21 protein-coding genes are annotated in these 20,273 nt (G+C 63.0%); 12 read left to right on the plus strand and 9 right to left on the minus strand.

Going from position 1 to position 20,273, the window contains the following annotated elements; all coding sequences use genetic code 11:
• Together ACFVSJ_RS14865 and ACFVSJ_RS14870 are read left to right on the plus strand one after the other, a co-directional pair.
• On the plus strand, positions 1–573 hold the full coding sequence (locus tag ACFVSJ_RS14865) for a hypothetical protein (RefSeq protein WP_387437611.1): 573 nt from the start codon (positions 1–3) through the stop codon (positions 571–573).
• Positions 574–647: 74 nt separating this feature from the next.
• On the plus strand, positions 648–995 hold the full coding sequence (locus ACFVSJ_RS14870) for a hypothetical protein (protein WP_387437612.1): 348 nt from the start codon (positions 648–650) through the stop codon (positions 993–995).
• Positions 996–1,036: 41 nt separating this feature from the next.
• Here the strand turns inward: ACFVSJ_RS14870 and ACFVSJ_RS14875 are convergent, their stop codons facing one another.
• The gene (locus ACFVSJ_RS14875; RefSeq protein WP_387437613.1) at positions 1,037–1,585 is read right to left on the minus strand and encodes a CGNR zinc finger domain-containing protein; all 549 of its coding nucleotides are present in this window, start codon (positions 1,583–1,585) and stop codon (positions 1,037–1,039) included.
• 71 nt (positions 1,586–1,656) lie between these two features.
• Between ACFVSJ_RS14875 and ACFVSJ_RS14880 the strand changes: the two genes are divergently transcribed.
• Complete coding sequence (locus tag ACFVSJ_RS14880) at positions 1,657–2,736, plus strand: DMT family transporter (protein WP_387437614.1); 1,080 nt, start codon at positions 1,657–1,659, stop codon at positions 2,734–2,736.
• A gap of 122 nt (positions 2,737–2,858) precedes the next feature.
• Here the strand turns inward: ACFVSJ_RS14880 and ACFVSJ_RS14885 are convergent, their stop codons facing one another.
• Positions 2,859–3,122 carry a WXG100 family type VII secretion target gene (locus ACFVSJ_RS14885; RefSeq protein WP_387437615.1) on the minus strand — a complete coding sequence of 88 codons (264 nt, stop codon included), beginning with the start codon at positions 3,120–3,122 and terminating at the stop codon, positions 2,859–2,861.
• Between the two features lie 157 nt (positions 3,123–3,279).
• On the opposite strand from ACFVSJ_RS14885, the gene ACFVSJ_RS14890 reads away from it, so the two are divergent.
• A complete protein-coding gene (locus ACFVSJ_RS14890) occupies positions 3,280–3,552 on the plus strand; it encodes a DUF2277 domain-containing protein (RefSeq protein WP_387437616.1) in 273 nt (90 codons plus the stop codon).
• 81 nt (positions 3,553–3,633) lie between these two features.
• Here the strand turns inward: ACFVSJ_RS14890 and ACFVSJ_RS14895 are convergent, their stop codons facing one another.
• The 4 genes from ACFVSJ_RS14895 to ACFVSJ_RS14910 all read right to left on the minus strand — a co-directional run bounded on the left by ACFVSJ_RS14895 (position 3,634) and on the right by ACFVSJ_RS14910 (position 8,988).
• The gene (locus ACFVSJ_RS14895; protein WP_387437617.1) at positions 3,634–5,991 is read right to left on the minus strand and encodes a heavy metal translocating P-type ATPase; all 2,358 of its coding nucleotides are present in this window, start codon (positions 5,989–5,991) and stop codon (positions 3,634–3,636) included.
• A gap of 8 nt (positions 5,992–5,999) precedes the next feature.
• Complete coding sequence (locus ACFVSJ_RS14900) at positions 6,000–6,233, minus strand: heavy-metal-associated domain-containing protein (RefSeq protein ID WP_387437619.1); 234 nt, start codon at positions 6,231–6,233, stop codon at positions 6,000–6,002.
• A gap of 49 nt (positions 6,234–6,282) precedes the next feature.
• Entirely contained in the window at positions 6,283–6,648 is a 366-nt protein-coding gene (locus ACFVSJ_RS14905; protein WP_387437620.1) for a metal-sensitive transcriptional regulator, read from the minus strand.
• Positions 6,649–6,783: 135 nt separating this feature from the next.
• The gene (locus tag ACFVSJ_RS14910) at positions 6,784–8,988 is read right to left on the minus strand and encodes an FG-GAP-like repeat-containing protein (protein WP_387437622.1); all 2,205 of its coding nucleotides are present in this window, start codon (positions 8,986–8,988) and stop codon (positions 6,784–6,786) included.
• Positions 8,989–9,276: 288 nt separating this feature from the next.
• On the opposite strand from ACFVSJ_RS14910, the gene ACFVSJ_RS14915 reads away from it, so the two are divergent.
• From ACFVSJ_RS14915 to ACFVSJ_RS14950, 8 genes are all read left to right on the plus strand, one after another.
• A complete protein-coding gene (locus ACFVSJ_RS14915) occupies positions 9,277–10,569 on the plus strand; it encodes an extracellular solute-binding protein (protein ID WP_387437623.1) in 1,293 nt (430 codons plus the stop codon).
• A gap of 34 nt (positions 10,570–10,603) precedes the next feature.
• Positions 10,604–11,581, plus strand: coding sequence for a carbohydrate ABC transporter permease (locus tag ACFVSJ_RS14920; protein ID WP_387437626.1), 978 nt, complete (start codon positions 10,604–10,606; stop codon positions 11,579–11,581).
• Positions 11,578–12,486, plus strand: a complete 909-nt coding sequence (locus ACFVSJ_RS14925) for a carbohydrate ABC transporter permease (protein WP_387437627.1) — start codon at positions 11,578–11,580, stop codon at positions 12,484–12,486. The genes ACFVSJ_RS14920 and ACFVSJ_RS14925 overlap by 4 nt, the downstream gene beginning before the upstream one ends.
• Before the next feature lie 6 nt (positions 12,487–12,492).
• Positions 12,493–14,103, plus strand: a complete 1,611-nt coding sequence (locus ACFVSJ_RS14930) for a beta-N-acetylhexosaminidase (protein ID WP_387437628.1) — start codon at positions 12,493–12,495, stop codon at positions 14,101–14,103.
• Positions 14,100–14,915: an IclR family transcriptional regulator gene (locus ACFVSJ_RS14935; protein WP_387437630.1), complete on the plus strand. Its 816-nt coding sequence runs from the start codon at positions 14,100–14,102 to the stop codon at positions 14,913–14,915. Before ACFVSJ_RS14930 ends, ACFVSJ_RS14935 begins: the two co-directional genes overlap by 4 nt.
• Positions 14,912–15,316, plus strand: a complete 405-nt coding sequence (locus ACFVSJ_RS14940) for a rhodanese-like domain-containing protein (RefSeq protein WP_387437631.1) — start codon at positions 14,912–14,914, stop codon at positions 15,314–15,316. The genes ACFVSJ_RS14935 and ACFVSJ_RS14940 overlap by 4 nt, the downstream gene beginning before the upstream one ends.
• Before the next feature lie 74 nt (positions 15,317–15,390).
• Positions 15,391–15,984: a hypothetical protein gene (locus ACFVSJ_RS14945; protein ID WP_387437632.1), complete on the plus strand. Its 594-nt coding sequence runs from the start codon at positions 15,391–15,393 to the stop codon at positions 15,982–15,984.
• 29 nt (positions 15,985–16,013) lie between these two features.
• A complete protein-coding gene (locus ACFVSJ_RS14950; RefSeq protein ID WP_387437634.1) occupies positions 16,014–16,460 on the plus strand; it encodes a hypothetical protein in 447 nt (148 codons plus the stop codon).
• 27 nt (positions 16,461–16,487) lie between these two features.
• Here ACFVSJ_RS14950 and ACFVSJ_RS14955 read toward each other — a convergent pair whose 3' ends face one another.
• The 3 genes from ACFVSJ_RS14955 to ACFVSJ_RS14965 form a co-directional block, all read right to left on the minus strand.
• A complete protein-coding gene (locus ACFVSJ_RS14955; protein WP_387437635.1) occupies positions 16,488–17,513 on the minus strand; it encodes an ATP-dependent 6-phosphofructokinase in 1,026 nt (341 codons plus the stop codon).
• The gene (locus ACFVSJ_RS14960; protein ID WP_387437636.1) at positions 17,510–18,997 is read right to left on the minus strand and encodes a glyceraldehyde-3-phosphate dehydrogenase; all 1,488 of its coding nucleotides are present in this window, start codon (positions 18,995–18,997) and stop codon (positions 17,510–17,512) included. Before ACFVSJ_RS14960 ends, ACFVSJ_RS14955 begins: the two co-directional genes overlap by 4 nt.
• Before the next feature lie 172 nt (positions 18,998–19,169).
• Complete coding sequence (locus tag ACFVSJ_RS14965; protein WP_387437637.1) at positions 19,170–19,922, minus strand: DUF5134 domain-containing protein; 753 nt, start codon at positions 19,920–19,922, stop codon at positions 19,170–19,172.
• Positions 19,923–20,273 lie beyond the last annotated feature (351 nt).

Raw genomic sequence — 20,273 nt, forward strand, 5'->3', positions numbered from 1 at the left:
GTGACTCTCCCAGCTGAATCCGCCCAGACTCCTTCCGCCTCCGTGGCCGATCTCTGGAAACCCGTGCTGATCCGCGCTGCGGTGGCGCTGGTGTTTGGGGTGGTCACGGCGTTCTGGAGCAGCCCTTCGGTTGAGGTGCTTGCCTGGGCGGTGGGCCTCTACCTCCTGGCAACAGCTGCCTCAATCTGGATGTGGCGCGCTTTGCCGGTGTTCGTTCCGGCAGTTGTTGGCTTGGGCGGCATAGTGGCGCTGGTGACCCAGTCGGATGCCGGAGTGGCGCTCTCGGCTGTTGTGGCGTTGCTTGTCCTGGGCGCTTCCGAAGTGACCCGGGGCGTCCTTAAGCGCGACGGGCTCGCCCGGGACTGGCTCATTTCCGGTGTCATCTCGGTGGGTACGGCCATCGCGCTGCCATTCTTCATTCCCCTTGGCGCGCATGCACTGCTGGGTGTTGCCGGCGGCGGTGCCATCATCACCGGGGTGCTGTGGATCTTGTCCGGCCTGACGTTGCGTCACGAGGCCCGGACTGCTTCGCCGGCCTCTGTGCCCGGTGCTTCGCCTGAGGCCGTAAACTAGTAGTTGGACGTTCTACTCGTTGTAGAACTTTTGAAACCGGCGGGGAGCCGAACAGGCCCGCCATCATTGGAGGAATGACCGTGGCAGACCAGACACCAGGAGAACCGCGCAAGATGCGGACCTCGGTCAAGGGACCGCTCGTTTTCTCCGCGTTCTTCGCCGTCCTCGCGTTCTTTGCCGTGCTGATCTTCGCATCCGGCGGCAGCGCGCACTCGCCCCGCTTCGACCTGGCTTTCACGGGCGCGGGCATCGCGTTCATCGTGAGCCTCGTGGTGGCGGCCATGCTTTCCATGAGCTACAAGGAAAACGCCGAACACCTGGGCAAGGGATCCGGCGTCAACCTCAGCTCCAAGCGGCCGCACGGCGGTCACGCGTCGCCGGACTCGCCGGACGGGCCTGAAACGCACGACGGCGGACACTGACTCCCAGCGCTTCTCCACTTTGGGTGGGGGAGCGCTTTTGTTTAATCGCCCTCCGCGGCTTTCCTTGCCCGGTACGCCGCGACGTGGGCCCGGTTGGCGCAGTTGCCGGTGTCGCAGTAGAGCTTGGAGCGGTTGCGGCTGAGGTCCAGGACCACCGCATCGCAGTCTTCTGCGGCGCATACGCGCATGCGGTCCATTTCCTTGCTGCGGATCACATCGATGACGGCCATCGCGGCTTCGGTGCCCATGCGGTCTGCCAAGGGGGCCTCCTGCGTGGTGGCGTGCAGATGCCAATCCCACTGGTCGTGCTTGACCAGCTGGGGCAGGGCTTTGGCGTCGGACAAGAGCTTGTTGACGGACTTCGCCGCGGTGTCCTCATCGGCTGTCCAGAGCGCAGCCAGTTCGCTGCGGAGGCGCCTGACGCTGCGTAGTTCTGCGGCGGTTTTGGTCCGTGATCCGGAGAAGCCCTCGGTTTTGAGGAAGGCATCGAGATCTTCCAAGGCCGCCAACGATTCATCGCCGTTGGCGGCGGTATTGATCAGATTGACGACGCTGCGTAGCGCAACCTCGGTGTCAGGCGCAAAAAGCACTTTGACTCCTTACATCTTTCGGGAGTACTGTCATGACCATAAGCCCACTTTACTCCTGACAGGAGGCTGCTGTGTCAGCAACAAAGACGATGGCTGATGCAAAAGGATTCCTGGCATCGGGACTCGGCATCGCCGTACTGTCCTCCGCGGTTTTCGGCACATCAGGCTCTTTCGCGAAGTCGATGCTGGAAACTGGCTGGTCACCAGGCGCTGCGGTTGCCGTGCGGCTCTCCGGTGCTGCGCTCATTTTGGCGATTCCCGCCGTCGTGGTTCTTCGCGGCCGCTGGCACCAACTTAAAGACAACTGGCTGACCATTCTGCTGTTCGGCCTCATCGGAGTGGCCGGCTGCCAACTTTTCTACTTCAACGCGGTGGCACGTCTGTCCGTGGGCGTTGCGCTTCTGCTGGAGTACCTGGCTCCCGTGATGATCGTCCTGTGGCTGTGGATCTCAAGCCGCCGCCGGCCCCGGGCGCTCACGTCCATTGGGGCCTTGCTGTCGCTGGGCGGACTGGTGCTGGTGCTGGACCTTACCGGCTCCGTCAAAGTGGACTTCATCGGCGTGCTGTGGGGTATGGCCGCAGCTGTCTGCCTGGTGATCTACTTCTTCATCACGGCCAAGGAAAACGAGACCCTGCCTCCGCTGGTCCTGGCTTCGGGCGGTCTGGTGGTGGGCGCAGTGGTGATGTGGCTGGTGGGTCTTGTGGGTCTGCTGCCGATGACGTTCAGCACGGCAAACACGTCGCTGGGTCCATGGACCACGCCGTGGTGGGTCTCCGCTGCGGGGCTGATTATTCTTGCGACCGTGCTCGCATACGTTTCGGGGATCATGGCTGCGCGAAGCCTCGGATCCAAGGTGGCCTCGTTTGTTTCGCTGACCGAGGTGTTGTTTGCGGTCTTGTGGGCTTGGCTCCTGCTCGGCGAACTGCCCGGACCGATCCAGTTGATGGGCGGCGTGCTGATTGTCGGCGGCGTGGTCCTGGTCCGCGTGGATGAGTTGCGCGGCGATCGTCGCGGTGCGGATGCCGGTGCGGGTCGGGTTTTGGACCACGCGAACGACGTCGAACCCGTCCCTTCGGGGCCGGTTGCCCAGACGTCGGCCGCCGAAGCGCCGGTTGCCCAGACGACAGTTGCCGAATCACCGCGCTACTAACGCGTTGCGAGGCCCGCTCTGCGCGTTATTTCGCGCGAATGGAACGCGGAGCGGGCCTCACAAGGGGCACTTAGAAGGCGAATGGCCCGGACGCCGTAGCGTCCGGGCCATTCCCAACTGTCTTAGTTGGAAGCCTGCTGCTGCTGCTCAGCGTTCTTCGTCGCGCGGGAACCGGCGTCGCGAAGAGCGTCAGCAACCTTCTTGAGGCTGGAAGCGTGCTGGCTGTCCCACTCGCTGCGGAACTTGTCAGCGTCCGGGCCCTTCCAGTCGGTGCCGTCCAGGGCACCCTTCAGCTGAGAGCGCTGCTGCTCGATGGTCTCGGCACCGGCCTTCAGCTTGTTACCGAGCTGGCGAAGCTGATCAACGTCTGCACCCCAAATAGCCATGAGATATCTCCTTCATTTTTCGGACCCGAGCTCTTCGGCATCCCCAGCGGCCTCCGGCTCATCCGGAAGATCCATGACTAAAACCTATCCCGGGATTCCAAAGACCGTCGATGGGCACCCCTCCCCATGCAGGACTGCCCATAGTTAGCATGGGTTTATGTGCCGCAACATCAGGACCCTGCATAACTTCGAACCCCGTGCCACCTCTGCTGAAGTGGAGGCTGCCGCGCTGCAGTACGTGCGCAAGATCAGTGGAGCCACCAAGCCGTCCAAGGCAAACGAGGAAGCCTTCGCCGAAGCGGTTCACGAGATCGCCCACATCACGCAGCATTTGCTGGATTCGTTGGTGAGCCATGCTCCCGCGAAGAACCGTGATGAGGAAGCTGCCAAGGCGAAGGCCCGGGCCGCTGTCCGGTTCGGGACGGCGTAGCTCGGGTCTTTGCGCAAAAGTAGGTAGCAGCAGATGCCGTTCTGAAGGTTCATAACGGCATCTGCTGCTACTTAGTTGGGTTTACGTTCCGAAGGAGCGGAGCCTCAGCGAGTTGGCGACGACCAGCACCGAGCTCGCCGCCATCGCTGCGCCCGCGATCATTGGGTTGAGCAGGCCCAGGGCTGCGACAGGGATCCCGATCGCGTTGTAGAAAAACGCCCAAAACAGGTTGGTCTTGATGGTGGACAGCGTCTTACGGGACAGTTCGATGGCCTGCACCAGTTGGTTCAAGTCGCTGCCCATGACGGTGAGGTCGGAGGCTTCGATCGCGACGTCCGTGCCTGAACCCATGGCGATTCCAAGGTCTGACTGCGCCAAGGCTGCGGCGTCATTCACGCCGTCTCCGGCCATGGCCACCGTAGCGCCCTTCCCCTGCAGTTTCCGTACAGCCTCGACTTTGCCCTCCGGCAAGACGCCGGCGAAGACGTCTTCCGCCGAAATTCCGACGGCGGCAGCAACCTGCGCGGCGACGGCGGCATTGTCGCCAGTCAGGAGCAGGGGACGGATGCCCAGTTCTTTCAGTCGGGTGATTGCCGCGGCTGATCCGGGCTTGATGGTGTCGCTCAGGCTGACGATCCCGGCGGGTTGACCGTCCACGGCTACCCAGATGGCCGTTGCGCCACTGTTTTCCTCTTCCTCCAGTGCGGCCCGGTGCGAGGCATCGAGCGCGACTCCGTTCTCTTCGAGCCAAGCTGAACGACCAACCACTACGGTCCTGGTGGTGCCGTCGAGCGCCACGGAACCTGTTACCCCGCCGCCCGGCGCTGACCTGAAGTCCGCCACGGGTGGCAAGGTGCCGGCGTCGGGCATTGAGTCCTTGGCCGCTGCCGCAATGGCATGCGCGATGGGGTGCTCCGATGCGGCCTCAACGGCACCGGCCAGCGTGAGGACATCTGCGGCTGTGTGCCCGTTGAGTGGGACCGTGTGATCGACGGCCAATTTGCCGCTGGTGACCGTTCCGGTCTTGTCCAGAAGGATCGTATCCACGTGGCGGGTGTCCTCCAGGACCTGCGGACCCTTGATGAGGATGCCCAACTGCGCTCCGCGGCCGGTGCCAGTGAGGAGTCCCACCGGCGTTGCCAAGCCGAGGGCGCAGGGGCAGGCGATTACCAGGACCGCCACGGCTGCCGTGAAGGATGCGTTGAGATCGCCGGAAAAGAACAGCCACAGCACGAAGGTAATGAAGGCGATCAACAGGACGATCGGTACGAAGACGGCACTGATCCGGTCCGCCAAGCGGGCGATAGGTGCTTTGCCGGTCTGAGCCTGGCTGACAAGGCGGCCCATCTGGGCGAGTGTGGTGTCAGCACCCACCCTGGTGGCCCGGACCAGCAAGCGGCCTGAGGTGTTGATCGTTGCACCCGTCACCAGGCTTCCCGGCCCGACCTCGACAGGAACCGACTCCCCGGTGACGAGCGAAGCGTCGACGGCGGATGCGCCGTCCTTGACCACGCCGTCGGTAGCGATCTTCTCGCCCGGGCGGACCACGAAGACGTCGTCAACGAGAAGTTGCTCTGCCGGTATCTTCTGTTCCCGCCCATCGATGAGGATCGTGGCATCCTTGGCGCCGAGATTCAGCAGAGCCTTAAGGGCGTTGCCGGCCTTGGCCTTGGCGTTCGCCTCGAGATAGCGGCCGAGAAGAAGGAACGTGGTGACCACAGCGGCGACTTCGAAGTAGAGACCGCCGGACATGCCCTCCATGCCCGGGTGCTCCGTCATGCGTGGGTCAGCGAACAACTGCCAGGCGGAGTACACGTAGGCAGCGATCACGCCGATGGAGACCAGGGTGTCCATGGTGGACGCAAAGTGGCATGAGTTGATGGCCGCGGCACGGTGGAAAGGCCACGCAGCCCAGGTCACGACGGGTAGTGCCAGCGCGGCAGCAACCCAGCCCCAGTTGGGGAACTGGAGGGCGGGAATCATCGAGATGGCGAAAACGGGGACCGTGAGGATGGCTGCCAGGATCAATCGTGGACGCAGGGTTGAGGCGGCGGGACCATGGTCCATGTGGTTTTCGTGTGTGCCGGAGTCGGAGCCGTGGGAGACATGCTCTGCATGTTCGCTGGTGCCTCGCTTGGACGCATGCTGCTGCACGCCGCCAGCTACGCTGTCATCGCCATGATGGGTATGTGTGGGGGTTTGGCGGACTGTGGCCTTGTAGCCCGTGGCGTTGACCGTGTCTACGAGTTGTTGATCCGAGACGGTCGACGGGACGGTGACATGGGCTGATTCCAGGGGAAGGTTGACGGTTGCCTCGACGCCTTCAAGCTTGCCGAGCTTCCGTTCTACGCGTTGGACACATGAGGCGCAGGTCATGCCCTCGATGTCCAGCTCAACCACCCGGGTTTCGGGCTGGTTGAAGATCTCCTGGTTGGTCAAAGGAACTCCTAGGCTTGGTTGGCTACCACCACGTAGCCTGCTTCTGCGACGGCCTCGCCGATTTCCGACGGCGAAAGCTCGCTGGTGGAGGTGATGGTCACCGTGGACAGGCCCCCGGGGTTGAGGTCCACTGAGACCTCTTCGACGCCGCTGAGGGCTTCAAGTTCTTCGCTCACGCTGGAGATGCAGTGCCCACAGGTCATTCCGGAAACGTTGACGTTGGTGGTGATGGTCTGGCTCATGATGCGCTCCTTGGTGGTGAGTTGAATTGCATGGTGTGTGCTTGAGGGATTACCGCAGCAGGCGCCCGATGGCATCGGTGGCCTCCTTCACCTTGGCGTCGATCTGTTCGGCGCGCGCATCCGGATCAGGCTCGGAGGCGGCACCGACGACGCAGTGGCCGATGTGTTCCTCAACGAGGCCCAGGCTTACGGCGTGCAGCGCCTTGGTGGCCGCAGCCACCTGCGTGAGGATGTCGATGCAGTATTTGTCTTCCTCCACCATCCGGGCAATGCCGCGGACTTGGCCTTCGATCCGTTTCAGGCGGCGGAGGTATGCGTCTTTGTTGCTGGTATAGCCGTGCGGGGTGGCCGTCTCCAACTCGACCTCAATGGTCGGCAGGTCCGGGCTCCCGTGGTTCAGGTCTACCGTGCTCATGGTGCCAATGTATACCCTCTGGGGGTATTAGCTCAAGTACCCCCAGGGGGTATTCGTCAAATGTGAAAAGGCACGTCATTCCTGTCAACCGGAATGACGTGCCTTCGAGCAGTCCAAAGTGCGGGGCAGTGACTGCTAGAACACTGCCGTAAAGCCGCCCCAGCCCCAGCCCACCACTGTCTGCCCCTTCCAGAAGCCGCAATCGAGGCCGCAGCCGTTGATTCCTGTGCCGTTTCCCCAGTACATGGTCATGGTCCCGCCGGGGCTGATTCCGAAGACGTCCGGGCTTCCGTCGCCGTTGAAGTCGCCCGGTCCACCCACTGTGGCAACACTGTTCCAGCCCGAGCCGACGGTGGTTCGGAAGTCAAAGAAGCCTGTGTCGATCCCGGCCCACAGTTTAAGCTCGCCGGATGTGGTCTGTCCCAGGATGTTCGATTCGTGGTAACCGGTCCACCAGCCCGGAGCGATAAGCCTCGAGTATCCACCCCAGCCCCAACCGACGGTGACGGGGGTTTTCCACCCTCCGCGGCCGTCGCCTGGGTAAAGAATCAAGCGGTCGGCACTGTCCCTTGCGAGGAGATCGTGGGAGCCGTCCCGATTGAAGTCGCCAGGGGCCACAATCTCCTTGAAGCTCTGCCACCCCTGCCCGATCTGGCGGCTGCCTTTCCAGCCGCCGTGTCCGTTTCCGGAGTAGAGGAACAGGCGGCCCGAACGGTCCCGGCCGATCACGTCCGTGGCGCCGTCGCCGTCGAAATCGCCCGGGGCAAGCAGGATATCGAAAATGCCCCAGCCGTGACCGATGGTTTGCGCTGGTAGCCAGCCGCCCTTGCCGTTGCCGGGGTACAGGAGCAGATCTCCGGACGCCGTCCGCGCAAAGACGTCTGCGGTGCCGTCAGCGTTAAAGCCGAGGCCTCGTTGTCTGTGCGGGATCGGAACATCGGCCGTCAACGTCGTTTGCGTCAAGGGTTCGTACATGATGTTGAGTTCGACTGTGAGCGTATGCCCCATGTCGGCGGCCGTGACCGTGTGTATGGCGTTGACCTCGCCTGGAATGGCCGTGCCATCGCGTTTCCACGCGTACGTGTACGTGGGTGTTCCACCTTCGGGAAGGACCCATGGCGGGGCGGCCCATGTGGGGTACACCTGTCCGCCGAGGACCGCATTTCCCGTCACCGACATGAAGTGGGTGTTGAGGCGCCGCGGCATTGGTCCGATGGGGTCCGAGGTTACCGTGGTTGGGACGTAGCCTTTGGCGTGGGCCGTGACGCGGACGGTCAGGACCTTGCCGCCGATGGTTGCATCGAGGGATTTGGAGGTGGCTCCATCGACTGGAGCGCCATCCATGAACCACTGGTATTCGAGTCGGGCATCGGATGGAGACATCGCCCCGACGTCGGCCACCGGTAATGTCTCCAGGCCGTAGTCGGTGGCGATCTTTACGCCGGAGGGGAACTCCACCGGTTTGAGGATCGCTTGGACGTTGCGCACTGAGAAGTCGCCTTCTTCCAGCGGTACGCGATCGCCAGGGTTCGGGTCCAGGAGTCCTTCGTACTTGCCGTCGCGGTGGTAAACAGCCGTCAACCCGCCGAGATAGGTAACTGTTGCCCGGTTCAGCTTGTAGCGGCCGTTGTAGGCGGCTGAAGTAATGGGTGCTGTTGCGACGCCGGAAGCGGGTTGCGCGGAGACGGGGCCGCTCCATGTGAGTGACAAACCTGTTATGCCAGACTCGTCCAAATACTCAAGGTCCACCCGCTGGGCGGGAAGTCCCAGCGAGAATTTCACGGCTGCGGATTGTCCGGGTTCGGCAGGGGACTTCGGCTCCTCGAAAGAGGTGAAGGTCGGGGCCTGCCTTGGGAGCGCGGGATTCTCAACGTGGACGTCCTGCTCGTGGAAGGGCCCCAAGGCGACCGCCGGACCGCTGAAGGATCCGTCGCGCCGAAAGGCTACCGGATCCGATCCGTGCACACCGACCCGGATGGTCTGAATCTGAACACCTCCGTCCGGCCACGTGTCCACCGGAGTGTTCAGGATGACGGAACCGGACGTCGATGGTGTCTGTGACGTCCACGAGGCCGTTGCGGTCCGCGTCTCCCTGAGCCACAAGGAAACTTCCATCTCCACGCGGTCAACCGGCTTGGACGCAGTGAAGTCGAAAATGACCGGTTGACCTGCCTGCACGGTGAACGGCGATGCACGCGTGAAGGTGAAAACCAGCGGGTCGGCGGCCGAGGCTGGTGTGCCGGGTGCGACGAGTAGCAGCGCTGCGGCGGCAAGGGAAAGTACGACGGCGATGAAGCGCCTGAAATGCGCGCGCGAAGCACGCGAAGGTGCAGAATCCACGGAGTCCCCCAAAGAGGCTGATGGGTAACAGCCAGTACAAAGTGATGGCTCACTCTACCAAGCGCTCATCCGGTGAATGAGACGGGAACGCAACGACCGGTAATTGGGCTGGACCAAGCCCCACATATCCCGCACTGGTATAGACCAAAAACCCAAAAATGCGCTTTCTTGTTTTGCATTGCAAACCTTTCGGCAATTGTGCTTCCGCCCACACACCCCCGTTCATAGTGTTTGGTTCCATACCCGCGCCGGGGGAACACCCGCGGGACCCACACCCTGGAGGACACTTTGAAACTCGCACGCACCGCTGCGGCCGTGGCGCTCGCAGCCATCGCACTCTCCGCCTGCGCACCGCCCACCGCCAACAACGCAGCATCCACCTCGGACGAGGAGACCGGCACTGTCCGCGTCTGGCTGTTCTCCGAGGTCAACCAGGACCCCAAGTCCGCCGTGGTCAAGGAAGCCGTTAAGGAATTCGAAGCGGCACACAGTGGTGCCACCATCGACGTCCAGTACATTCCCGTGGACAGCCGCGCCGAACGGTTCAAGGCGGCGTTCAACGATCCGTCCAGCGCTCCGGACGTCGCCGAGTTCGGCAACACGGACCTTGCCAGCTACGTCGCGTCCGGCGGCCTGGCCGATGTCACCGAGGACATCAAGGCCTGGGACGAGTCCAAGGACCTGGACGGAAAGATCCTGGACACCACCGAGGTGGACGGCAAGAACTACGGGGTGCCGTGGTTCGTCGGCGTCCGCGCCCTCTACTACCGCACGGACCTCCTGCAGCAGCTGGGCCTTGAAGTCCCCAAGACCTTGGACGAGGTGGAAACGGTGGCCCGCGCTGTCCGTGCGGCCAACCCGGATATGCTCGGCATGTCCGTTGGTGGCGCCGCCCAGTTCTCGGCCATGCCGTACCTCTGGGCCAACGGCGGATCCATCGCCACGAAGGACGGTGAAGCGTTCGTTTCAGGCCTGGATTCCAAGGAGTCGCGCGACGGCGTGGCCGCCTACACCCGCCTCCTCAAGGATGACATCTGCCCGGCCCAGACTTGCGCGGAATTCGGGGGCAACGCCAGCGTCCAGCAGTTCATCGCCGGCAAGTCGGCCATGACAATCGGCGGCGACTTCAACTACAAGGCCGTTGCAGCCAGCGCCATCAAGGACAAGTTCGCCGTGGTTCCTGTTCCGGGCAAGACCGCGGGTTCCATCGCACCGGCCTTCGCAGGCGGAAACAACCTGGGCGTCTTCAACAGCAGCAAGCACCACACGCTGGCAGCCGACTTCGTGAAGCTGCTTGCCAGCAAGAAGTACCAGCAGAAGATGTTCGATTCCATGGGCAACCTGCCCACTTTCAGTGATGTCCAGCAGTCAGTGGCGGACAACAACAAGCAGGTTGAACCCTTCATCAACACCCTCCGCGCCGGAACCAACTTTGTCCCGGTCACCGAAACCTGGTCCACGATTGACGCCCAGGGTGTCTTCACTGGGATGTACCAGAAGGTGGTCACGGGCAAGGCAGACGTCAATACCGCCACCAGCGATGCTGCCGCGGCCATGAACAAGGCTTTCGGTTCGAAGTAATGCAGAGCATCCAGACACCCAGCAAAGGCGCAGCATGACCGCCCTCGCTCCCGCGCGGCCGGAACCGGCACAAGGCACCCCACGTATAGGACGCACGACGACGGCACGCACCTCCCGCCGTCGTGCGCGCCTTGAGCCGTGGCTCTATCTGGCACCGGCGTTCATTGTCCTGATTGCGTTGCTCGGCTACCCGATCTTCCAGTTGGTCAACGTCTCCTTGTACGACTACCGGCAGGCACAGGTCAGCGGCAAGGCACCCCTGAAGTTCACCGGCCTGGAGAACTACCAGAAGCTCTTCGCGGACCCGCAGTTCTGGACGGTCCTGGGCAATACCGTCCTCTTTGCCGCCGTGTGCGTGGTGTTCACGCTGTTGGTGGGAAGCTCGCTGGCCGTGCTGGCAACCCGGCTGCGGCCGTGGGTCCGTTCCATGCTGTTCGTGGTTTCGCTCGGAGCCTGGGCTACCCCGGCGGTGACGGGCAGCGCCGTGTGGTTGTTCCTCTTCGATCCCACGTTGGGCCTGGTGAACAAGACGCTGGTGGGTATCGGGCTGACGCAGTTCCAGGGCTACTCGTGGACCTATGACAAGTGGTCCGGCTTCGGGCTGGTAGCCAGCGAAGTGGTGTGGTGCTCGTTCCCGTTCGTGCTGGTCACGGTGTACGCGGGCATCCAGGCGATCCCCACCGAGGTCATCGAAGCCGCGAGGATCGACGGCGCGTCCATGCCGCGCATCGCCCGCAGCATCATGCTTCCGATGCTCCGCCCGATCGTCATTGTGGTGACCATCCAGTCGATCATCTGGAACTTCAAGATCTTCTCGCAGATCTACATCATGACCAACGGCGGTGGCATCGCGGGCCAGAACCTGGTGCTCAATGTGTACGGCTACCAGCAGGCATTCGCGGCGAGCCTTTATGGCCTGGGGTCGGCGCTCGGCGTGATCATGACCGCCCTGCTCATGGTCATCACGCTCGTCTACCTCCGTATCCTCAAGCGAACAGGAGAAGCCCTGTGACCGCCGTCGACGTTTCATCCCTTGCGCCGCAAGCAGCGGCGGAGGCCCCGCAGAAGTTCCGCAAGAACGGCAGGCGCCGTTTTGGTGCCGATGCCGCAGCAATCGTGATCGCGCTGATCGTTGCCTTCCCGCTGTTCTGGATGGTGCTGTCCGCGCTGAAGCCCAAAACAGCGCTCGACGCCGGCGACGCGGCGCCGTTTACGCTGGAGCCGTCGCTGGATTCGTTCGGGCGCGTCCTGGGAGTCAACAATTTTGGCCAGTACTTCCTGAACAGCGTGATCGTGGCCCTGGTGGTTGTTGTCCTGTCCACCGTCCTGGCGTTCCTCGCGGCCGTCGCGCTCACCCGCTACAACTTCAAGATGCGCACCAAGCTGCTGATCATCATCCTGGTTTCGCAGATGGTCCCGGTTGAGGCGCTCACCATTCCGCTGTTCTTCCTCCTCCGGAATGCAGGCGAGGCGATCCCGTTGGTGGGCCTGAACCAGTTGGGCTCGCTGGTGCTGGTGCACGTGGGCTTCAGCATTCCGTTCGCGATCTGGATGCTGCGCGGGTTCGTGGCGGCCGTTCCGGTGGAGGTCGAGGAGGCGGCGCGCCTTGACGGTGCCAGCAGCTTCCGCTTTGTCCGGTCCATCCTGTTCCCGCTGGTGGCGCCGGGCGTGGTGGCGTGTTCGGTGTTCTCCTTCATTTCCACGTGGAACGACTTCCTCTTCGCCAAGACGTTCATCATCTCGGCGCAGGAAAACCAGACACTGCCCATGGCCTTGTTGACCTTCTTCAAGCCCGATCAAAACGATTGGGGCGCCATCATGGCGGGCTCCGTCATCATGACCATTCCGGTGCTGATCTTCTTCATCGCCGTCCAACGCAAGCTCGTGTCCGGCCTGGCCGGCGCGGTGAAAGGCTGACTTTCCGTGCATAACCTGGTTCCAGCGCCTTGGTCCTTCTCGGCGCAGTCCGGTTCGTTAGCGCTCGACGCCGGTACCACCTTGGGTGCCGACCCTTCGCTGGGTGCCACTCGCCGTTGGCTGGCCCGCGCCCTGGGCGCCGCGACGGGTTGGGACCTCTTTCCAGCCGCGGCTGGTGAGGCCACCATGCGTCTCCTGCTTGACCCCGAGCTCGACGCCGACGCCTACCGCCTGGAGGTGGGCGACGCCGTCGTGATTTCAGCGGGTGGCGACGCCGGCGCGTTCCATGCGGCCCAAACGCTCCTGCAGTTGATGGGTCCCGAGGCGTTGAGGCAGTCGGCTGTTGCTGGGGAGTGGTCCGTTCCGCGCGTGGCTGTGGAGGACAAGCCGCGCTTCGCGTACCGGGGAACCATGCTGGATGTGGCTCGGCACTTCATGCCCAAGGACAACGTCCTGCGGTTCATCGAGGTCATGGCCATGCACAAGCTCAACGTCCTGCACCTCCACCTGACCGACGATCAGGGCTGGAGGATCCAGATTGACCGGTATCCGAGGCTCACGGAGGTCGGGGCATGGAGGCGCGAATCGTCGCGCGGATCCTGGCGTGCGGGTGAATTCGACGGCCTCCCGCACGGCGGCTTCTACACGAAGGACGATCTCCGCGAGATCGTGGCGTTCGCAGCGGAACGGCACATCACGGTGATCCCGGAAATCGACGTTCCCGGGCATAGCCAAGCGGCGATTGCAGCCTACCCCGAGCTCGGTGCCGGCGACGGTCCTGTGGAGGTGTGGACGCGTTGGGGCATCAATGAGACTGTCCTTGAGGTCTCCGAAACGTCTCTGGGGTTCTACCGGAACGTGCTGGACGAAGTGGTGGAGATCTTCCCCTCCCCGTGGATCAGCCTGGGTGGCGACGAAGTTCCCCTCACCCAATGGCAAGGCAGCGACCAGGCACGGGCGAAGGCCACCGAACTGGGACTGGACGATGTGTCCGGGCTCCACAGCTGGTTCGTTGGGCAGCTCGCTTTGCACCTTGCCGGCCACGGCCGCGCGACCTCGGTATGGGACGAAATCGGCGACGGCGGCCTGCCGGCCGGTGCGCTCGTGGCGTCCTGGCGGGGATACGAAGGCGGCATCGACGCCCTCCGCAAGGGCTACGACGTGGTGATGTGTCCCGAGCACAAGCTGTACCTCGACCACCGCCAAGCGGAGGGTGATGAGGAGCCCGTGCCCGTGGGTTTCCTGACCTCGCTCCAGGACGTCTATGACTTCGATCCACTGCCGGGCCTCACTGCCGATGAACTGCCGGGGCGCCTGCTGGGTGCCCAGGCGAACATCTGGACAGAACACCTCGATTCGCCACGCCGCGTGCATTTCGCCGCGTTCCCCCGCCTCAGCGCGGCGGCCGAAGTCTTCTGGTCCCGGCCAGAGGACCGGGACTACGATGATTTCCTGGCCCGCCTCAAGGGGGCGCACCTCGCACGACTGGAAGCAATGGGCGTGGAATACCGGCCGTTGACCGGTCCCGCCCCATGGCAACAGCGTCCGGGTGTCCAGGGCTGGAAACGCGATTATGAGGCCGAGCAAGCCGCCGCGGCCCGGATAGGAACCCAGTGACTATTGAAGGCAAGGATGCCCGGAACTCCTCGGCATCCCTCCGAAAGGCGTTGGCGCTGCTGTCCGTCGTGGCGGAGGAGCCCGGCAACGGGGATGGCCTGGCCCTTGTTGAACTTTCCCGCTTGTCCGGGCTGAACAAGAGCACGCTGCTGCGCCTGGCCGCCCCCTTGCTGGAAGAGAACCTGCTGGAGCGGGACCACGAAACGGGCAAGTTCCGCCTGGGCCATGGATGCCTGCGGCTGGGGCAGTCCTACCTGGACAGGGTGGACTTGCGCAGCGTCGCAAACCCCGAGTTGCGGTCTCTCATGCGTGCCACGGAATCCACGTGCCACCTGGTGGTTCTTTCCGGCGCGGATGTTGTGTACCTCGACAAAGTGGAAGACGAAGCGACCGTTCGGATGGCCTCCCGGGTGGGGGCCACCATGCCTGCTTACTGCACTGCCGTGGGCAAAGCCATGCTCGCCTTCAGTCCGGAAGAAGTGGTGGGCCCGATCCTGGCGGGCAACCTCGTGCCGCTCACGGACAAGACCATCACTGATCCTTCGCTGCTCCGGGCTGATTTTGAGGCCATTCGGCGGCGGGGGTACTCCATTGACGATCGTGAGAACGAACCCGAAGTGCGCTGCGTGGCCGCGCCGATCTTCGGCCACGACGACCACGTGGTTGCTGCCCTCTCCGTGTCCTCCCTTTCCTCACGGATGACAGCCAAGCGTGTCCGTGAGGTGGGGCCGCTCGCGGCCGAGACGAGCCTCCGGATCTCCGCCAAGCTGGGCTCGCGCCGGGCTTCGGCCAAGTTGGCGAGGCTGGCATGAATGTTGATCCGGCAGCCTATTTCCGGGCCAAGCTCCAGTTCGAGATCGACGTGATGGACGTCGCCGACGCTGCAGCCGGATCCTTCGTAGTGGTGGACACCCGCCGCCAGTCATCGTGGGACCACGGACATATTCCCGGAGCGGTACATATTCCCACGGCCCAGATCCCGTCGCTGGCGGCACAGCTGGTCCCTGCGGGTTCGCAGGTGGTGGTCTACTCCTGGGGTCCGGGATGCAACGGCAGCACGTTCGCCGCACTCGCCTTTGCGGAGTTGGGCTATGCGGTCAAGGAGATGATCGGCGGCATTGAATACTGGATCCGGAATGGACTTGCCGTAGAAACAGCGGCCGGCCCCCGCACGGAGCACCCCGATCCCTTGGTGACTGCCCACCGGGGGTGAGCGCCGCCGTCGGGCGTTAGCTCCTGTCAATGACTTCTTGATGTTTTCATAAAACGAACGATATAGTTCGTTTTATGAAAACGATGCCTTCGGCATTGGCCCCCTTCCTGCGTTCCGAGACGCAGGGAGTGATTCTCGCCGAGATCTTTATGGGGCAGGGTGAACACACCATTACCTCGCTCGCCAGAGCGGCGGACACCTCACCTGCCACGGTTATGCGTGAGGTGGACCGCTTGGTCGCAGCCGGATACGTCGAGGACCGACACGTTGGGCGGGCTCGGGTGGTCACAGCCAATATCGGACACCCTTTGTATAAAGCGCTTCTTGAGATCATCCGGTACTCCTACGGGCCGGTCCCTGTGCTTACTGCGCTGTTTGAGTCTCGGCCTGGCGTTGATCAGGCATTGATTTTCGGGTCTTGGGCAGAGCGCGCGTCGGGTGTACCAGGCCACGATCCCAACGACATTGACGTACTGGTAGTAGGAAGCCTCCGACCACGCGTCGCAGCAGCATTGGCTAACGAAGCGTCTGACCTCCTAGGTAAGGAAGTGAATATCAGAGTGTGTTCACGCGAGGATTGGCAGATGAAGTCCGACGGCCTTTTACGTGAGATTGCGAGCAGGCCATTGGTTGAACTCCACCTTGCTGACAGGTTGGCGACCGCATGAGGCTTCTCCGATGGGAAGAAGGCAGAACCGTGGTTGACGGGCTGTTGAGTGCGAGGAAGCTTGAACAGGTGACTGCTTCGGAGGAGATGGCGTCGTACCTGTTGGAAGCCGCCGCCAAGCACATCGAATCTGCCCGACTGATTGCCTCTGGCGATCCGATGGGAAGCTACCAAGTGAGCTACGACGGTGCGCGGAAAGCGCTGGCAGCTGTTCTTCAAATCCAAGGGCTCAGGCCGACCTCATCCGGAGGTCACATTGTCATTGAGGAATGCTTGAAGGCACAGCTCGTCAAGACGGGCAGAGACATTGTGAATAAGTTCTCAGTGATGCGACGAATCCGCAACGACAATGAGTATCCGCACAATGCCCAGGATGCCGTGGCCGTAGAAGAAGCCTTCGAACAAATAGATGATGCCCTATCTGTACTTGAGGGAGCCAGGAAGCTCGTCGCAGTAATGCCGCCGTACGGGACGTGAGCGCCGCCGTCGTGCGCTAACCGGCGGTCAGCCGAACAGCACTGCCGCCTCGTCATAGCGGTGCTGCGGCACCACCTTGAGTCTGCCGAGGGCCTCGTCGAAGCCGACTTGGCGGATGTCCGTACCTTTGAGGGCCACCATGGATCCCCAGCGCCCCTCCACCACGGAGTGCACTGCGGCCATGCCCAAGCGCGTTGCGAGGACGCGGTCGAATGCTGTGGGGACGCCGCCGCGCTGGATGTGGCCCAGGATGGTGGTCCTCGTTTCGATCCCGGTAAGGGACTCGATCTCCGGCGCGAGCTGGTCCGCAATGCCACCCATGCGGGGACGGCCGAACGTGTCCAGGCCGCGCTCCGAGTGCGGCGTTTCAAGATGATCGGGAACGAAGCCCTCGGCCACCACAACCAGGGGTGCACGGCCGCGTGCGTGGGCTTCCTTCACCCACTGACCAATCTGCTCCACGCTGACCTTCTGTTCCGGGATGAGGATGGCGTGTGCACCTGCGGCCATGCCGGCATGTAAGGCAATCCACCCCACGTGCCGGCCCATGACCTCGGCGATCATGCATCGGTGGTGGGACTCGCCGGTGGTCCGTAGCCGGTCCATGGCCTCGGTGGCGATGTGCACGGCGGTATCGAAACCAAAGCTGTAGTCGGTGGCGTCGAGGTCGTTGTCCACGGTCTTGGGCACGCCCACGATCTTCAGTCCGGCGTCCGTGAGCCTCTTTGCGGCCGCCAGGGTTCCCTCTCCGCCGATCGCTATGATCGCATCGATGCCCAGCCGTTCCATGTGTTCCTTGATGACCTCGGGGCCACCACCGTTTTCAAACGGGTTGGTCCGGGAGGTCCCCAGGATGGTGCCGCCTTGCTTGGCGATGCCGCGGACCAAGGTGCGGGGGATATCGATGACATCCCCCTCCACCACACCACGCCAACCGTCGCGGAATCCCACGAATTCGTGCCCTTGGATGGCGATGCCCTTAAGAACGGCTCCCCGGATCACTGCATTCAATCCGGGGCAATCGCCACCGCTGGTCAGGATTCCAATCTTCATGAGCCCACTGCTGCCAGCACCGACATGGCTTCTTCAACCACATTCGCGGCGGGGAAGGACGGCCGGTTCACGCCGGCCATTTCCTCCATGACGCGGACCACCTGGCAGGAGTAGCCGAACTCGTTGTCGTACCAGACATAGAGAACCAGGTTCTTGTCCGTGGAGATCGTGGCCAGCCCATCGACGATTCCGGTGTGGCGTGAGCCGACGAAATCGGAGGAGACCACTTCCGGCGAATCCATGTAATCAATCTGCTGCCGGAGGTCCGAGTGCAGCGCCATCTCGCGAAGGTACGTGTTGACCTCGTCCTTGGTGGTGCCGCGTTCCAGGTTGAGGTTCAGAATGGCCATGGAAACGTCCGGCGTTGGCACACGGATGGAGCTTCCGGTCAGTTTGCCCTGCAGCTCAGGCAGCGCCTTGGCCACGGCTTTGGCGGCGCCGGTTTCCGTGATCACCATGTTGAGGGCTGCTGAGCGGCCCCGGCGGTCTCCGCTGTGGAAATTGTCAATGAGGTTCTGGTCATTGGTGAACGAGTGGACAGTTTCCACGTGCCCGTGCACCACGCCGTACCTGTCGTTGATGGCCTGCAGGATGGGGGTGATGGCATTCGTGGTGCAGGATGCCGCGGTGACGATCGTGTCCTGGTCCGTGATGTCGCCATGGTTGATGCCGTGCACGATGTTCTTCAGCTCGCCCTTGCCCGGTGCGGTCAGAAGGACGCGGGCAGCGCCTTTGCTGAGCAGGTGCTGGGAGAGACCCTCAGCGTCGCGCCAGCGGCCGGTGTTGTCGACAATCAGGGCGTTGTTGATGCCGTACGCGGTGTAGTCGATGGCGGCCGGGTTGTCCGAATAGATCACCTGGATCCGGACGCCGTTGGCGGTGATGGTGTTGGCCTCGGTATCCACCTTGATGGAGCCCTCGAACGAGCCATGGACCGAGTCGCGACGCAGCAGGCTCCCACGCTTGGTGAGATCGTTGTCCGCGCCCTTGCGGACAACGATCGCCCGGAGCCGAAGGCCGTGGCCGCCACCGGCCTGCTCCACCAGAATGCGCGTCAGCAGGCGCCCAATGCGGCCAAAACCATAAAGCACGACGTCGGTGCTGGCGCCGGCGTTCGTGCCCCGCTTGCCTACGACGCCGGCCAGTTCAGTGCGGAGAAAGTCTTCCAGGGAGGCTCCGCTGCCTTTCTCTTTGTACTTCTGGTTCAGGCGGGCAATGTCGATGGCGGCGGAGCCGAGCTCGAGCCTGGCCAGGGTGTTGAGCAGGGGAGCCGTCTCCTCGAGGAGGAGCTCTTCCTTGCTGATACGGCGGGCAAATCGGTGGGCTTTGAGGATGCTCATGGTGGATTTGTTCACCAGGCTGCGCCCGTGGATGCTGGTCACCACGTTGTTCTCGCGGTAGAGCCGGCCGATCACCGGAATCATCGCTTCAGCAAGGGCCTCCCGGCCCATCCACGTAGCAAGACACGTATCTGAGGTTTGCATCGGACTGCCTTTCCAGAAGAGGGTCGGTAGGTTTTGGCTGCCAGCCTCCGGGATGCTTCGGGGGCTTAGGATCCATCGTCCGTCCCGGGAGAAATTCCTGAAACGCTAATTCGGGATGGTTTTAACCACTCTTTAGGGTGGGCGGCTGCGGTATTGCCGTGCGCGGTGGTTTTTAGGTGGTCATGGTGGCGAACATGAGGGCCATGGTGGTGGCGCCGGCGGCTTCGAGGCCGTGTTCGGTGCGGGTGTTTTTGGTGTGGTGGTGGGTGGTGGTTGTGTGGGTGCGGCGCAGGAGGAGGATGAGGAAGATGGTGGCTGCTGCCGTGAAGGCGATGGTGAGGATGGTGGCCAGGGCGGGGGTGTTTTGGAAGATGGACGCGCTGCCGGTGCTGGTGCCTGTAGCGGTGGTGGTGTGGTGGGTGTGGGCTGTTGCGGTGCTTGGTGCGGTGGGTGTTGCGGGGGTGGTGTGGTTGGTCATCATGGCGATCATGATTGCTGCTGCGGCCATGGTGAGCGCGTGGTAGGTGCATTTGATCCGGTCGCGGGTGCCGGTGCAGAGGGTGCGGTATTGGGGTCGGGCGACGGCTTGGATGATGAACCAGAGCGCGGCGCCGGCCAGGAGGAGGATTTGTAGAAGGGTGGTGGTGGGGGCGGCGTTCCAGAGCATGGCGGCCATGAGCAGGTGCATGAGGGCGTGCAGGCCTTGGTTGACCCGGCCGGCCCAACTGGGTGACATTTGTGCGCGTTTTGGGCCCTGATAACGCGCACTAATGCGACCTAGTTGGGTCCGGGCAACGCCACGGGTCTGGGTGCGGGCGCGGGCGGGGGTGGGGTGGATGGCTTGGATGGTGTGCCAGGTTCCGCCGAGCAGCAGCACCACGGTCAGGGCCCAGGTTATCGCGGGGATGTTGAACACACGGATCACGCTCTCAATACAAAGGCGGGCTGTTTTTAAGTGGATCCGGTCCCCGGCACGGCTACCAACAGCACCGGGGACCGAAGTCTTTTTAGGGAAAGGTTCGGTTCCCGGTACTGCTGGAGGCCGCACCGGGGACCGGGGTCAGGGGTGGGTCTTTCACCCACCCGGGTTTACGGAGAGCCCCTGGAGGAGGAGCCCAGGATGGACTGGCGCGGTGGTTTGGATTCCGCGCCAGTCCTTGTAGGCCCTGGTTACTTCCCGTTGTGGCAGCAGGTGTCGCCGTCGGTGTTTTGGGTGGTGCTGGTGTTGGTGGGGAGGTTGAGGGTGGGGTTTTGGTTGAAGAAGCCGTGGGGTTCG

The organism is Paenarthrobacter sp. NPDC058040 (assembly GCF_042885775.1).
Lineage (GTDB): Bacteria > Actinomycetota > Actinomycetes > Actinomycetales > Micrococcaceae > Arthrobacter.